This window comes from Thalassobacillus pellis (assembly GCF_016908295.1).
GTDB lineage: Bacteria > Bacillota > Bacilli > Bacillales > Halobacillaceae > Thalassobacillus > Thalassobacillus pellis.
Genome location: NZ_JAFBDO010000003.1, coordinates 183,022 through 198,180 on the forward strand (window position 1 = coordinate 183,022; position 15,159 = coordinate 198,180).

General features: G+C 45.1%; 10 protein-coding genes. All 10 read left to right on the forward strand.

The genetic code is table 11. The features are described from left to right. Window positions 1-7 precede the first annotated feature (7 nt). The 10 genes from JOC33_RS11430 (at window position 8) to gatB (ending at window position 14,985) form a co-directional block, all read left to right on the forward strand. Entirely contained in the window at window positions 8-310 is a 303-nt protein-coding gene (locus JOC33_RS11430; protein ID WP_205092662.1) for a YerC/YecD family TrpR-related protein, read from the forward strand. A 948-nt stretch (window positions 311-1,258) separates the two neighbouring features. Then, window positions 1,259-1,942, forward strand: coding sequence for a heptaprenylglyceryl phosphate synthase (gene pcrB / locus JOC33_RS11435; RefSeq protein WP_205092663.1), 684 nt, complete (start codon window positions 1,259-1,261; stop codon window positions 1,940-1,942). 22 nt (window positions 1,943-1,964) lie between these two features. Beyond that, a complete protein-coding gene (gene pcrA, locus JOC33_RS11440) occupies window positions 1,965-4,193 on the forward strand; it encodes a DNA helicase PcrA (protein ID WP_205092664.1) in 2,229 nt (742 codons plus the stop codon). A gap of 15 nt (window positions 4,194-4,208) precedes the next feature. After that, the gene (gene ligA, locus JOC33_RS11445) at window positions 4,209-6,212 is read left to right on the forward strand and encodes an NAD-dependent DNA ligase LigA (RefSeq protein ID WP_205092665.1); all 2,004 of its coding nucleotides are present in this window, start codon (window positions 4,209-4,211) and stop codon (window positions 6,210-6,212) included. An 11-nt stretch (window positions 6,213-6,223) separates the two neighbouring features. Beyond that, window positions 6,224-7,348: a CamS family sex pheromone protein gene (locus JOC33_RS11450; RefSeq protein WP_205092666.1), complete on the forward strand. Its 1,125-nt coding sequence runs from the start codon at window positions 6,224-6,226 to the stop codon at window positions 7,346-7,348. Window positions 7,349-7,714: 366 nt separating this feature from the next. Continuing rightward, the gene (gene pruA / locus JOC33_RS11455) at window positions 7,715-9,265 is read left to right on the forward strand and encodes an L-glutamate gamma-semialdehyde dehydrogenase (protein ID WP_205092667.1); all 1,551 of its coding nucleotides are present in this window, start codon (window positions 7,715-7,717) and stop codon (window positions 9,263-9,265) included. A gap of 504 nt (window positions 9,266-9,769) precedes the next feature. After that, the gene (gene putP / locus JOC33_RS11460) at window positions 9,770-11,284 is read left to right on the forward strand and encodes a sodium/proline symporter PutP (RefSeq protein ID WP_205092668.1); all 1,515 of its coding nucleotides are present in this window, start codon (window positions 9,770-9,772) and stop codon (window positions 11,282-11,284) included. Window positions 11,285-11,783: 499 nt separating this feature from the next. Beyond that, window positions 11,784-12,074 carry an Asp-tRNA(Asn)/Glu-tRNA(Gln) amidotransferase subunit GatC gene (gene gatC / locus JOC33_RS11465; protein WP_205092669.1) on the forward strand — a complete coding sequence of 97 codons (291 nt, stop codon included), beginning with the start codon at window positions 11,784-11,786 and terminating at the stop codon, window positions 12,072-12,074. Between the two features lie 11 nt (window positions 12,075-12,085). After that, window positions 12,086-13,558, forward strand: coding sequence for an Asp-tRNA(Asn)/Glu-tRNA(Gln) amidotransferase subunit GatA (gene gatA / locus JOC33_RS11470; RefSeq protein WP_205092670.1), 1,473 nt, complete (start codon window positions 12,086-12,088; stop codon window positions 13,556-13,558). After that, window positions 13,555-14,985: an Asp-tRNA(Asn)/Glu-tRNA(Gln) amidotransferase subunit GatB gene (gene gatB / locus JOC33_RS11475; RefSeq protein WP_205092671.1), complete on the forward strand. Its 1,431-nt coding sequence runs from the start codon at window positions 13,555-13,557 to the stop codon at window positions 14,983-14,985. The genes gatA and gatB overlap by 4 nt, the downstream gene beginning before the upstream one ends. The last annotated feature ends 174 nt before the right edge of the window (window positions 14,986-15,159 follow it).

Genomic DNA, 15,159 nt, shown 5'->3' on the forward strand with positions numbered 1-15,159 from the left:
TACATCCATGCAGATTGATAAATTGCGAGGAAAGACACTCGATCAGCTATTTGAATCGATCCTCGCCTTAGAAAGTGTAGAAGAATGTTATCGATTTTTCGATGACCTGGCCACAATGAATGAGGTCCAGTCATTGGCACAGCGCCTTGAAGTAGCACGCATGCTGCGGGAGGGCTATACCTATCATAAAATTGAAACCGAAACCGGAGCATCGACAGCGACAATTTCCCGCGTGAAACGCAGTCTTAACTATGGGAATGACGCTTACCAGATGGCGCTCGACCGGCTTGCACACAAAGATCGCACCTGACGTTGTCAGTCTGCGATCTTTTCTTTTGAGGCAGAAAATCAGTGGCATGCTGAAAGCGATTCTTTTCCTATTTATAAAGGTACAAAGTGTGTACATAGTACTGCTGGGCTGAGAACCCAAATCCTTGCTCCGCTGATTCTGAGCTATGAACCGCTGATATCGGCTCCCTTCCGCTGATGATATCTCGAAACGTTCCCGTTGATGGGAGAATGAGATAGCCTGGATTTCCAAGTATGGCTTTTTCAGGTGTGGTTATGGTGCTACGCTGAGGAAAGGAATCTCACTCCTGCCGGCAGAAAAAGCAGCTAGAGGAAAAGAGGCAACTGAAAAACGGTAGAATTAGATAAGGTATGGATTTAAAATAGCGGTTGTCCATCGCTGGGATAAAGAGCGTTACGCTAAGGATTGGTTTAAGCTTGTCATAGGTGGACAAGGCACTTGAAATAATTTTAAGGGATTCGATGCTCTCTATACCTTAATGTGGTTTTATTTAATGTTTTTTGCACAGGAAAAAAGGGTGATATTCTTTAAAATCAAAGAAAATCACCCTTTTTAAAATTGCCGCTATTAAAGTTTATAACGATATATGGTTATATCATGGGTGATTCCACGATGAGCGAGTGGCGGTGACGCCTGCGGGAACAGCACGGGCCTATGATCCACTTGGTCAAGTGGTTTTCTTGACCAAGAAGGCTTTAGGCCGTGCCCGCGGCAAGCATCCGCCGGCAAGCGATTCAGGAGAATCAACAACAAACTTTAACATGTCCTTTCGATTATAAAGGTCTTTTTCAGTGACTGAAAGGAAAACTCAGGGGTTCCTTCACAAGCTGTAAATACTTCTTAAAGCATCTCGAAAAACTGCCACTTAGACATCCATCCCCTGGTTCCTTTTCGACAGGGATTTTTGCTATAATATAATAATGGACAACAGTATTGGAGGACAGAATCGTGTACAATGTGAACGAGTGGCAACATGTTTTCAAGCTCGATCCAAATAAAGATATCTCGGATGAAAATCTTGAGAAAATATGTGATTCAGGGACAGATGCAGTCATCGTCGGCGGAACAGATGATGTCACACTTGACGGGGTGCTGAATCTGCTGGCGAGAATCCGGCGTTATGCAGTGCCTTGCGTGCTGGAAATTTCGAATCTCGAGTCGATTACACCGGGGTTTGATTTTTATTTCATCCCTATGGTCATGAATAGTCAGGACAAAACATGGATGATGGACATGCAGCATCAGGCTGTTAAGGAGTATGGCGACCTCATGGATTGGGAAGAGCTGTTTGTCGAGGGTTACTGCATTCTTAACCCGGATGCGAAAGCATTCAAGCATACAAATAGCAGGCTTCCTGACAGGGAAGATGTCATTGCCTATGCCCGAATGGCAGAGCACATGTATCATTTGCCGGTTTTTTACTTAGAATACAGCGGAATATACGGCGATGCCGGGCTTGTCGAAGAAGTGAAAAGTACATTAAACAAGACAAAATTATTCTACGGCGGAGGCATCACTAATGCAGAACAGGCAAAAGAAATGAAACAGCATGCCGATGTCATCGTGGTCGGAAATGTAATATATGAAGATATCAAGTCTGCTATCAAGACGGTCAAGGCAGCAAAAGGATAATTATTAAAAGGATGGTGTAGACATGACCCAGGCAATCAACGGGTTATTGAAAGGCCTTAACGAACAACAACGAAATGCAGTTACCCATACGGAAGGGCCTCTGCTCATCATGGCAGGAGCAGGTAGTGGAAAGACACGTGTGCTGACGCACCGGATTGCTTACCTGATGGAAGAAAAAGAAGTGTCCCCCCGCAGTATTTTGGCGATTACGTTTACAAATAAAGCAGCTCGTGAAATGAAAGAGCGTGTCGAGCGGCTCGTAGGATCGGCAGGTGACCAGCTTTGGATGTCCACATTCCACTCCATGTGTGTCCGTATTTTGCGGAGGGATATCGACCGGATCGGATATGAACGCAATTTTTCCATTCTTGATTCAAGCGACCAGTTGTCAGTCATCAAGCAGGTGTTGAAGCAGCTTAACCTTGATCCGAAAAAATGGGATCCACGCGCCATGCTTGGTGCCATCAGCGGAGCGAAAAATGAACTCATGTCCCCGGAGGATTATGCCCAGCAGGCTGGAGGATTTTACGAAGAACAAGTCGCAGAAGTATATAAACGCTACCAGAAAACCCTCGTGAAGAATCAATCGCTTGATTTTGATGACTTGATCATGCAGACACTGAACCTGTTCGACAGGCTTCCAGAGGTATTGGAATATTACCAGCGCCGGTTCCAATACATCCACGTGGATGAGTATCAGGATACGAACCATGCGCAGTATCAGCTCGTCAATCAGCTGGCAAGCAAGTACAAGAACCTCTGTGTCGTTGGAGATTCTGACCAATCCATCTACCGCTGGCGAGGAGCAGATATTAAGAATATCCTGTCCTTTGAAAAAGACTACCCGAACGCCCGTGTCATCCTGCTTGAACAGAACTATCGTTCCACCAAAACAATTCTTGATGCAGCTAACAAAGTAATCGAGAACAACTCAGGCAGGAAACCGAAGCGCCTTTGGACGGATAATGACGGCGGCGAGAAAATTTATTACCAGGAAGCAGCGACTGAACGGGAAGAAGGTCTTTTTGTTACGAATAAAATTGAAGAACTCGTCCATAACGGAAAATGCAGCTATAAAGATGTGGCGATTCTGTATCGGACAAATGCCCAATCACGTACGATTGAGGAAACATTCGTCAAAGCAGGTATTCCCTATCAAATGATTGGCGGTACGAAGTTCTACGACCGTAAAGAAATCAAGGATATGCTCGCTTACCTGCGTCTGATCGCAAACCCGAATGATGATTTGAGTTTTGCGCGTGTGATCAATGAACCAAAACGTGGTGTCGGAAAAACAAGCATGGAGAAGCTTCAGGCTTACGCTACAGATCACGATATTTCCTTGTACGATGCTGCAGCTGAAGTAGATTTTGTCGGCGTCAGTGCAAAAGCTGCGAAGTCAATCATCAACTTCCGGACAATGATCAAAAAATGGACCCAGCAGCAGGAATTCCTGTCAGCCACGGATATGGTGCAGGAGGTAATCGAAAAAACCGGTTACGAAGAAATGCTGAAAAATGAGAAAAGCATCGAAGCACAAAGTCGTCTGGAAAACATTGAAGAGTTCAAATCGGTTACCAAAAACTTCGAAGAAAACAGCGATGACAAAACATTGATTGCATTTTTGACCGATCTTGCACTTATTGCCGATATCGATCAGATGGACGAAGATCCGATGGGGGATAATAAAGTCGTCCTCATGACACTCCATTCTGCAAAAGGGCTGGAATTTCCAATTGTCTTTTTGATTGGAATGGAAGAGAACGTATTCCCGCACAGCAGGTCCATTATGGATGATGATGAAATGGAAGAGGAGCGTCGTCTCGCTTATGTTGGTATAACCCGGGCGGAAAAGCAGCTATACATGACTCATGCGAAGATGCGCACCTTATATGGAAGAACGAACATGAATCCGGTCAGCCGTTTCATCAATGAAATACCTCAAGAAATGATGGAAGGGAAAGCTGCCAAAGAAAGCTTCCCATTTTTCAATCAGAATAAACAGACTGCAGGTTTTCAACAAAAGCCGCAGCCTAAAAGGGCTGCTCAGAAAATCAGAGATAGACAAACGTCAGGCGGAGAGAAAGTCACCTGGCAGGCTGGCGATAAGGCAAACCATAAAAAGTGGGGCGAAGGAACAGTCGTCAAGGTACAGGGGGAAGGTGAAGCAATGGAGCTTGATATCGCATTCCCGGCACCAGTCGGCGTCAAGCGCCTTCTTGCTAAATTTGCACCAATCACAAAAGGATAAGGCGAGGTGGCCGTTATGAATCAGACAGAAGCGAAGCAAAAGGTGGAAGAGCTTCGGGAGCAGCTGAACCGGTATAACTATGAATATCACGTTCAGGATAACCCGAGTGTTTCCGATTATGAATACGACATGAAAATGCGTGAACTGGTGGACCTCGAGGAGCAGTTTCCTGATCTGGTAACGGCAGACTCTCCATCCCAGCGTGTCGGTGGGCCGCCGCTTGACGCATTCCAGAAAGTCCAGCACAATGTGCCGATGCTGAGTCTGGGGAATGCCTTTAACGAAGAAGAACTGAGGGACTTTGATCGCCGTGCCCGCGGAGGTGTCGATGAAGACATCCAATATGTCTGTGAACTGAAAATCGATGGACTTGCTGTATCACTCACTTACGAGGACGGCCTGTTTGTTCGCGGGGCGACAAGAGGCGATGGTACAACCGGAGAAGACATCACCAAAAATTTACGAACTATCCGTAATATACCGCTCCGGCTGAAGGAAGCTGAATCACTGGAGGTCCGCGGGGAAGCGTATATGCCGAAAAGGTCCTTTATCAAGCTAAATGAAGAAAAAGAAGCGAATGGGGAAGAGCCCTTTGCCAATCCGAGAAATGCGGCTGCTGGCTCACTGCGCCAGCTCGACCCGAAGATTGCTGCTAAACGAAATTTAGATATCTTTTTATACGGTGTCGGTGAATGGCAGACCAGTGAACTGGGGTCCCATAGTGAGCGGCTTGAGAAAATGGAGCAGCTCGGGTTGAAAACGAATCCCGAATGGCAAAAATGTGATGATATTGACGCTGTCATCGACTATGTTAATGGCTGGGTAGAACGCCGGATGGACCTTGACTATGAAATTGATGGTATTGTCATCAAAGTTGATCGGCTGGATCAACAGGAGGCACTGGGGTTCACTGCAAAAAGCCCGAGGTGGGCGATCGCTTATAAATTCCCTGCAGAAGAGGCGATTACGAAGTTAAAGGACATCGAACTCAGTGTAGGAAGGACAGGGGCGGTTACACCGACAGCTCTTCTTGACCCGGTCAAAGTGGCAGGAACGACAGTACAACGGGCATCTCTTCATAATGAAGATCTGATAAGAGAGAAGGACATCCGGATTGGGGATACCGTCGTTATCAAAAAAGCCGGTGATATCATTCCTGAAGTCGTCCGCGTATTGACGGAAGAACGGACTGGGGAAGAAAAGGAATATTACATGCCTGAGCATTGCCCCGAGTGCGGCAGTGAATTGGTGCGGCTTGAAGAAGAGGTAGCACTGCGCTGCATCAACCCGAATTGTCCTGCCCAGCTTAGAGAAGGATTAATTCACTTTGTTTCCCGAAATGCCATGAATATTGATGGACTCGGAGAAAAAGTGATCGCCCAGCTTTTTAAAGAAAACTTAGTCGCAACCATTGCCGATTTGTACAAATTGGCACGGGAAGAGTTACTGAAACTAGAAAGAATGGGCGAGAAGTCTGTAGATAACCTGCTAAACGCTATTCATGCTTCTAAAGAAAATTCTCTCGAAAGACTGTTATTCGGTCTTGGTATCCGCTATGTCGGATCCAAAGCGGCCAAAACATTGGCAGAAGCATTCGGAACGATGGATAATCTCCAAAAAGCAAGCTATGAGGACTTGCTGGCTATAAATGAAATTGGAGATAAAATGGCTGACTCGATCTACCGTTATTTTGAAGAAGAGAAAGTAGAAGCACTGATTTCCGAGCTGAAAGAGCTTGGGCTTAATATGGAATACAAAGGACGCAGGAAAAGCGAACAGGCAAGCGACTCTCCATTCACAGGCAAAACGATAGTTTTAACAGGGAAAATGGAATCTTTTACGCGTTCTGAAGCAAAGCAGAACGTAGAAGATCTCGGAGGAAAAATAACTGGAAGCGTAAGCAAAAACACGGACTTGCTGATTGCAGGGGAAGATGCCGGATCGAAGCTTGACAAAGCACGGGAGCTTGGTGTGGAAATTTGGGATGAAGAGAAGTTTAAACAGGCATTAAATGCTTAGGGAGTGTAGTTATGAGGAAGTTGCATGTATTATGGATGAGTTCTCTCCTCCTGGTGCTGACCGCATGTATGCCGGTCTATGAAAATAATGAGGAAATCGTTCAGGAATCAGCAGAAGACAGTAAAAATCAGACAGCCATCGTCCCAAAGTACAGCATTACGGACAAACAGTACAAAATGATTTTGACAGAAGACGGCCCGAAACCGGCAGCAGCAAGAGGAGTCATCGTAAGTCAGATCAGCAATCGCCTGGATGTCGATGAATTGGAAACGGGGCTGCTGCGCCATTCCAAGGAATACTTCAGTCCGGAATCCCATTACTTTCAGGCAGGGCAGTACTTGGATGAAAATGAGATTCTTTCCATGATTGACGGACTCAATCCTCCGCGTGAAGAATTGGAAAAAGAGGAAGACTATCGAAAGAATCCGAGGGTGCTCTCCCATATTCTGGAGCAAAACTTTTTAACGAAAAATGATGAGGGGGTAGCCAAACTGTCTGGCATCTCCATTGGCCTCGCATTGAAATCGACTTATGATTTCCAGACAGAAATCGGAGGCCCGACTTACCATGAAGATATCTCTAAAAAGGATATGGTGGCCAAAGGGAAACAGTATGCCGCCAAGGTTCTGGAGAAAATCAGGAAAACGGACGGCCTTAAGGATATCCCGGTCATGATTGCCCTATATAGAGAAGAGGAATCCGGCGCCATGGTTCCTGGTAACTTCGTCATGAAAGCCTATGTAAAAGGTGGAGCCAGCAAAATCAATGATTGGGAAGAGATAAATGAAGACCACATTCTATTCCCATCTAGTGAAGCAGAAGAAAAACATTTCGAAGATACCCAGTTGATGAGCGAATTTAGGGAAGAAGTTTCCCAGTACTTCCCGAATTTCGTAGGGTTTATCGGAGACGGATTTTATATCAACGGTAACATGAGAGAATTGTCAATCGACATACCGATTCAATTCTATTCCAAATCAGAAGTAGTAGGCTTCACCCAATATGTCTATGGCCTGGTTGTAGAAATGCTGCCAGATGATTATTTGATAGAAGTCAATATCCATAGCAACAAAAAACCGGAAAGTGTTATTATCAAAGAACCAGGCAAAGAGGAGCCAAATGTTCATATCTATTAAGTAGAAAAGCCTATTGATAGTCAGGCAGCAGCCGGATTGTCAGAAGGCTTTTTAGTGTTTGGAAAGGGGGATGAAATCAGCGGACGGAGGCAGAGAATCAGCGGAAGAGAGCCATAAATCAGCGTTCGGGAATAAAACCCCTGGCCAGAATCACGTCCATCTGCACGAGCTACTCTACCAAAATTGAAATAGGAATCGATTAAAAAGTATTACCCCTTTACAGTGCTTCGACAAATGGCGTCATAAATGATTGAACAGTTGGGGAAGATAGGATAGAATGTTTTATGGAAGCGCTTTATTAAATACATAAATTATAAAAAAGCGGCCTTCCATTACGATTTCTATTTCCCAAGGAGGCGTTGTAGAATGGTAATACCTTACAAACACGAACCATTCACAGATTTCAGTTTGGAGGAAAATCGTCAGGCGATGCAAGAGGCGATTTCAAAAGTGGAATCTGATTTAGGAAAAGAATATCCACTGATCATCGGCGGAGAGCGAGTCATGACTGATGATAAAATTAAAGTAATTAATCCGGCTAATAAAAAAGAAGTCATTGGCTATGTATCCAAAGCGAACCAGGAGCTTGCTGAAAAAGCACATAAAATTGCAGATGAAACATTTGAATGGTGGCGGAAAACGAAAGCACAATTCCGTGCTGACATTCTATTCCGTGCAGCTGCCATTGTCAGACGCCGCCGTCATGAATTCACGGCTCATCTAGTCAAAGAAGGCGGTAAGCCATGGAAGGAAGCTGATGCTGATACAGCAGAAGCAATTGACTTCATGGAATACTATGGCAGACAGATGCTTCGGATTGATGAAGGATTTGAAGTGGAGTCTCGTCCGATTGAAAACAACCGTTATCATTACATTCCCCTTGGTGTCGGTGTGGTCATTTCACCTTGGAATTTCTTATTTGCCATCATGTGCGGCACGACTGTTGCTGCTATGGTTTCTGGTAACACGGTACTTTTGAAACCTGCTAGTGCGACTCCGGTTATTGCTTATAAAATGATGGAAGTGCTTGAAGAAGCAGGGCTTCCGGCAGGTGTCATCAACTACGTGCCTGGAAGCGGAAAAGAAGTGGGTGACTACCTCGTCGATCATCCGCGCACACGTTTCATCAGCTTCACTGGTTCCCGTGAAGTTGGAACCCGTATTTTCGAACGTGCGGCAAAAGTTCATCCAGGGCAAAAGTGGCTGAAGCGCACGATCATCGAAATGGGCGGTAAAGACACAATAGTTGTCGACAAAGATTCTGACCTGGAACTGGCTGCGGATGCAATTACGTATTCTGCATTTGGTTTCTCCGGTCAAAAATGTTCTGCCTGCTCTCGCGTAGTAGCCCACGAAGATGTCTATGAGGATTTATTGGCACGAGTCGTGGAGAAAACGAAAGAGACTGTTAATTACGGGGATCCTTCTGATAACAAATCCTACATGGGACCAGTCATAGACCAAGGCGCTTACGATAAAATTTTAAGCTATATTTCTAAAGGAAAAGACGAAGGCCGTCTGATGCATGGCGGAAAAGGTGATGACAGCAAAGGATGGTTCGTGGAGCCGACGATTTTCGCTGATGTCGATCCCCATGCAACCATCATGCAGGAAGAAATTTTCGGACCTGTTGTAGCATTTACCAAAGCGGAATCATTTGATGAAGCGTTGAAAATTGCCAATAATACCGAATATGGCCTTACTGGTGCAGTAATCACAAATAATCGTGAGCACCTGGAAAAAGCTCGTGAAGATTTCCACGTCGGTAACCTATATTTCAACCGCGGATGTACCGCTGCAATTGTCGGGTACCATCCATTTGGCGGTTTTAATATGTCAGGTACCGATTCCAAAGCAGGCGGCCCGGATTATCTGCTTCATCACATGCAAGGCAAAACTACATCGGAAATGTTATAAAACTATAAGAAAACCTCTTCCCAGAAAATGGGGAGAGGTTTTTTTATTTTATGGGAAAGACTAGGGGGTAATAGGGAGGGAAAGCGCTTGTAGTTACAAGGACCTACCTGGAAATTAAAAAAACTTTAAATTTTTATTTATTACATTTTGTGAATATATATTGTATTTTGAAAAAATAAATGGTTGAATAGACTGCTAATACGTATATTTATACAGTAAATTGTCGATGGTATAATTTTTGCAATGTTCTAACTCTTGAGATATGATATAGTCGTAGATGTGTCTGAAATTTATACCCCTGCGACTTTCGCCTTACAATTTTGAATTGTGTGAAAGTTGAATAGGGGTGAATATCGGAAAAAACGACACAAAAATTATGGAGGTGGAAAAATGGAAGATTTCGCATTATCTGGTGCGACATGGTTCTGGTTATTCGTGCCAATGCCAATATTAATCCTACTATCCGTTATAACTTTAGTTACAGAAAGGAGAAAATAAACAACAATGGATACTCCAACGTTAATTACGTTTATCGTCTATTTAATTGGTATGCTCGGTATTGGATTTGCCGCATACAAAATGACAAGCAATTTATCTGATTATGTATTAGGAGGAAGAAGCCTCGGCCCAGGCGTCGCTGCGCTAAGTGCTGGTGCTTCTGATATGAGTGGCTGGCTCTTGCTCGGTTTACCAGGTGCGATATATGCAAGCGGGCTCGGTTCTGCATGGATTGGTGTCGGCCTTGCTATTGGTGCCTATTTAAACTGGCAATTTGTTGCCCGCCGTCTTCGTGTTTACACAGAAGTAGCGAACGACTCGATAACAGTTCCGGATTATTTTGAAAATCGTTTTCAGGATAAGTCCCGTATTTTGCGTGTATTTTCTGCACTGGTAATCCTTCTATTCTTTACTTTTTATACCTCTTCCGGAATGGTTGCAGGTGCTAAATTATTTGAGGCTTCATTTGGTTTGACTTATACCCAATCCTTATGGGTAGGTGCAATTGTAACTATCTCTTATACATTCCTTGGCGGATTCTTAGCGGTCAGCTGGACAGACTTTGTACAAGGTATTTTGATGTTCCTTGCATTGATTGCTGTTCCTATTGTTGCCATTCAAGAAATGGGAGGCTGGGACGCTACTATTGATGCTGTCGGCAGTATTTCAGGAACTCACCTGGATATGGTTCAGGGTGTCGGTATCATGGCGATCATTTCCTCACTGGCATGGGGGCTTGGTTACTTCGGTCAGCCTCATATAGTCGTCCGGTTTATGGCATTACGTAAACCGAATGATGTGCCAAAAGCCCGTTTCATCGGTATGACATGGATGATACTTGGTCTTTATGGCGCGATTTTCACTGGTCTTGTCGGTTTAGCTTATATCAACTCTCAGGATGTCGGCATGCTCAGTGAATTTGGGGTTACTTTGATTAATGAAAATGGTGTCCAAATGCTGGATGACCCTGAGAAAATCTTTATTTCGTTCTCACAAATTCTATTCCATCCCGTAATTTCGGGGATTCTGCTGGCGGCAATCCTTGCTGCAATCATGAGTACGATTGATTCCCAGCTGCTCGTTTCCTCTTCAGCATTGGCGGAAGACTTCTATAAAGCGATTTTCCGTAAAAATGCTACTGAGCGTGAACTAGTATGGATCGGCCGCGGCGCGGTTGCAATCATTGCATTGATTGCCATCCTGCTTGCGGGTAACCCGGAAAGCTCTGTACTTGAGTTAGTATCTTACGCATGGGCAGGGTTCGGTGCCGCCTTCGGTCCGATCATCTTATTGTCCTTGTACTGGAGAGGAATTACTCGTAATGGTGCAGTTGCCGGTATGATCGTAGGTGCTGTCACTGTCGTTATCTGGGGTGATTTCCTAAGCGGTGGTATCTTCGACCTTTATGAAATTGTTCCAGGGTTCCTGTTGAATACAATCGTGGCTGTACTTGTAAGTAAGGCTGGCCAGAAGCCATCCAAAGAAGTTACTGACATGTTTGACGAAGCTGCACGCAGATAAACATTCAAGCTCATTCCTGCTTTTGCGGGAATGAGCTTTTTTAATTGTCTTGGAAAGTAAACGGCAGTAGTACATCCAGCTCCATCTTCCGCCCCCTCGAGGTCTTAAGCAGATTTTCCCTCTCACAAAGAACATCACGATAAAACCAATTAGGACTGAGCAAGGAACTATTTTTTCAGGCTTAAAAGGAATCGGCATGTAATCCCCGATAAATGGCAAGAATGGAAGGTGGGGAACCTTTTTATATATTAGGTTGTATTAAATTTTTGCAGAAACTTTTCCCCGTATTGAAATTTAAAGTTTCGATTATAAGAACAACCAACGCATTCACGTAAGGACGAATGAATGCGAGTTTTTCTAAAAATAGCTTAGAAGTATGAGGGGACAGGCATTTTGTGTTACGATAAAAAAGGTGAAAAATGTAGAACGTTGCTTACCTATCGATTGATTTGGTATTATCAAATATTATGTGGAAACGAATTGAATGGAGGTATGGACCATGTCACGAATCAGTAAAGAGCAAGTAAAACACGTGGCTAATCTGGCGAGACTTGCTATTTCCGAAGACGAGGCAGACCTGTTCACAAAACAGCTCGATGATATCATCACATACGCGGAACAGCTGAATGAACTGGATACAAGCGATGTCGAGCCAACGACACATGTCCTTGACTTAAAGAATGTCATGCGAAAAGACGAGCCGAAAAAATGGCTGGAAAAAGAAGACGTATTGAACAATGCACCTGAACATCAGGACGGGCAGTTCAAAGTTCCGTCTATCTTGGAATAAGGAGGTACACTATGTCACTGTTTGATTATACATTAAAAGAGCTTCAGGAGAAGCTACATAAGAAAGAAATAAGCGTGACCGACCTCGTGGAAGAATCCTACCAACGCATTGAAGCGGTGGATGGAGAGGTCAAAGCGTTTTTGACATTGAATAAAGAAGCTGCACTGAAGCAGGCAGAAGAACTGGATGCTGCGCGTGGGGCCGAATCGGCAGCATTGTTCGGACTCCCAATCGGTGTAAAAGATAATATCGTAACCAAAGGACTGCGTACCACTTGTGCCAGTCAGTTCCTCGATAATTTCCGCGACCCGCTGTATGATGCGACGGTTGTTGAAAAATTGGCTCAGGCAAAATCAGTAACGATCGGGAAATTGAACATGGACGAGTTTGCGATGGGCTCTTCCAATGAAAACTCAAGCTACTATGCGACACGTAACCCGTGGAACACAGACTACGTGCCAGGCGGCTCCAGTGGGGGGTCTGCCGCCTCTGTTGCTGCAGGAGAAGTGTTCTTTTCCCTTGGTTCTGACACCGGCGGCTCGATCCGCCAGCCGGCAGCATTCTGTGGAGTGGTAGGCCTGAAGCCGACATATGGACGTGTATCCCGTTTCGGCCTAGTGGCATTTGCTTCCTCTCTTGACCAGATCGGTCCGATTACGCGTACAGTAGAGGACAATGCGTTTCTGCTTGAGACGATTGCCGGCTACGATAAAATGGACTCTACTTCTGCGGATGTGGACGTGCCAAAATATACGGAAGCTTTGACAGGCGATGTCAAAGGACTGCGGATCGCCGTGCCGAAAGAATATTTAGGCGAAGGTGTTACACCGGAAGTAAAAGAAGCAGTGATGAATGCGTTGAAGAAATATGAAGAATTAGGTGCGACATGGGAAGAAGTCTCCCTTCCGCACTCCAAATATGCGGTTGCCACTTACTACCTGCTTGCATCTTCAGAAGCATCTGCGAACTTGGCACGCTTTGATGGTGTCCGCTACGGTGTGCGCACGCAGAACGCGGAAACGATGCTCGATATGTTCAAACGCTCCCGTTCCGAAGGCTTTGGAGAAGAAGTAAAGCGGAGAATCATGCTCGGTACATTTGCATTAAGCTCAGGCTACTATGATGCCTACTATAAAAAGGCTCAGCAGGTACGGACATTAATTAAGCGTGACTTCGAAAGCGTTCTGGAAAACTATGATGTCGTGATCGGACCTACTACACCGACTCCTGCCTTTAAAGTCGGTGAAAAAGTGGACGATCCGTTGACCATGTATGCGAACGATATCCTGACAATCCCTGTAAATCTGGCTGGGGTTCCTGGGATTTCCGTGCCATGTGGATTCTCATCTGATGGCCTGCCGATCGGCTTGCAGATCATCGGAAAGCATTTCGACGAAAGCACAGTCTATCGCACCGCCCATGCCTTTGAGCAAGCGACAGACTTTCATAAACAACGCCCGTCCATTGGAGGTGCGCAAGCATGAATTTTGAAACAGTAATCGGTCTGGAAGTCCATGTGGAGCTAAAAACGAATTCGAAGATTTTCAGCCCGTCTCCGAATATGTTTGGGGATGAGCCGAATACCAACGTCAATCCAATCGACCTTGGGTACCCTGGTGTTCTTCCGGTACTCAATGAAGAAGCGGTAAACTTCGCAATGAAAGCCGCGATGGCTCTTAATTGTGACATTGCAACGGATACGAAGTTCGATCGGAAAAATTACTTCTACCCAGATAATCCAAAAGCCTATCAGATTTCCCAGTTCGATCAGCCGATCGGGGAGAATGGTTATATCGAAATCGAAGTCGATGGCGTGAAAAAACGGATCGGTATCACTCGCTTGCATCTGGAAGAAGATGCGGGGAAATTAACGCACAGTGATGATGGTTATTCTCTTGTCGACTATAACCGTCAAGGCACACCGCTTGTTGAGATCGTATCGGAGCCCGATATTCGCTCTCCGCAGGAAGCGTATGCTTATCTGGAAAAATTGAAAAATATTATCCAATACACAGGAGTTTCTGACTGTAAAATGGAAGAGGGCTCTCTGCGTTGTGACGCTAACCTTTCCCTGCGCCCGATTGGGCAAGAGGAATTCGGTACAAAAACCGAGCTGAAGAACCTGAACTCCTTTTCATATGTACAAAAAGGACTCGAGTTCGAAGAAAAACGTCAGGCACAGGTACTGCTGTCCGGAGGAGAAATTCTGCAGGAAACACGCCGCTATGATGAGCAGACGAAAGAAACTATCCTGATGCGTGTCAAAGAAGGGTCTGACGACTACCGTTACTTCCCTGAACCTGACCTTGTCCCATTATATATCGATGAAGCATGGAAAGAGCGCGTCCGTTCCCAGATTCCTGAGCTTCCGGATGCCCGTAAGAAGAGATACATCGAAAACTTGGAGCTTCCGGAATATGACGCGATGGTGCTTACCAATAATAAAGCGATGTCTGACTTTTTCGAGGAAACAATCGAGCATGGCGCTGATATTAAACAGGCATCCAACTGGCTGATGGGGGAAGTGTCTGCCCATTTGAACAAGCAGCAAAAAGAATTTGACGAGCTTGCCTTGACTCCTGAATCACTGGCAAAAATGATCAAGCTGCTGGAAGATGGCACGATTTCATCCAAAATTGCGAAGAAAGTCTTCGCAGAACTGGTGGAGAAAGGCGGAGACCCGGAAAAAATCGTCAAAGATAAAGGACTTGTCCAAATTTCTGATGAAGGTCAGCTAACAGAAATCATTACGAAGATTCTGGATAATAACCAGCAATCCATCGAAGACTATAAGAACGGTAAAGACCGTGCTCTTGGCTTCCTTGTCGGCCAGGTGATGAAAGAGACAAAAGGCCAGGCGAACCCGCCGATGGTCAACAAAATCCTTCTGGCAGAGATGGAAAAACGCTGAATAACTGTCAAGGGACTAGACTTTTCCAGAGAATTCTATTAGTATAGACACGGTGAGTAAAGACCGGCCTGCAAAAGCACGCATAGGACTGCGTGCTTTTGTATGTTTGATATTCAGCCTCATATATTATAGTAAATATAGAACACAGCCAATGGAACAAGCCTGGATGAGGGG

Coding starts and splice junctions, on each gene's coding strand:
- JOC33_RS11430 (WP_205092662.1), top strand. CDS start 8: ATGCAGATTGATAAATTGCGAGGAAAGACACTCGATCAGCTATTTGAA.
- pcrA (WP_205092664.1), top strand. CDS start 1,965: ATGACCCAGGCAATCAACGGGTTATTGAAAGGCCTTAACGAACAACAA.
- ligA (WP_205092665.1), top strand. CDS start 4,209: ATGAATCAGACAGAAGCGAAGCAAAAGGTGGAAGAGCTTCGGGAGCAG.
- JOC33_RS11450 (WP_205092666.1), top strand. CDS start 6,224: ATGAGGAAGTTGCATGTATTATGGATGAGTTCTCTCCTCCTGGTGCTG.
- pruA (WP_205092667.1), top strand. CDS start 7,715: ATGGTAATACCTTACAAACACGAACCATTCACAGATTTCAGTTTGGAG.
- putP (WP_205092668.1), top strand. CDS start 9,770: ATGGATACTCCAACGTTAATTACGTTTATCGTCTATTTAATTGGTATG.
- gatC (WP_205092669.1), top strand. CDS start 11,784: ATGTCACGAATCAGTAAAGAGCAAGTAAAACACGTGGCTAATCTGGCG.
- gatA (WP_205092670.1), top strand. CDS start 12,086: ATGTCACTGTTTGATTATACATTAAAAGAGCTTCAGGAGAAGCTACAT.
- gatB (WP_205092671.1), top strand. CDS start 13,555: ATGAATTTTGAAACAGTAATCGGTCTGGAAGTCCATGTGGAGCTAAAA.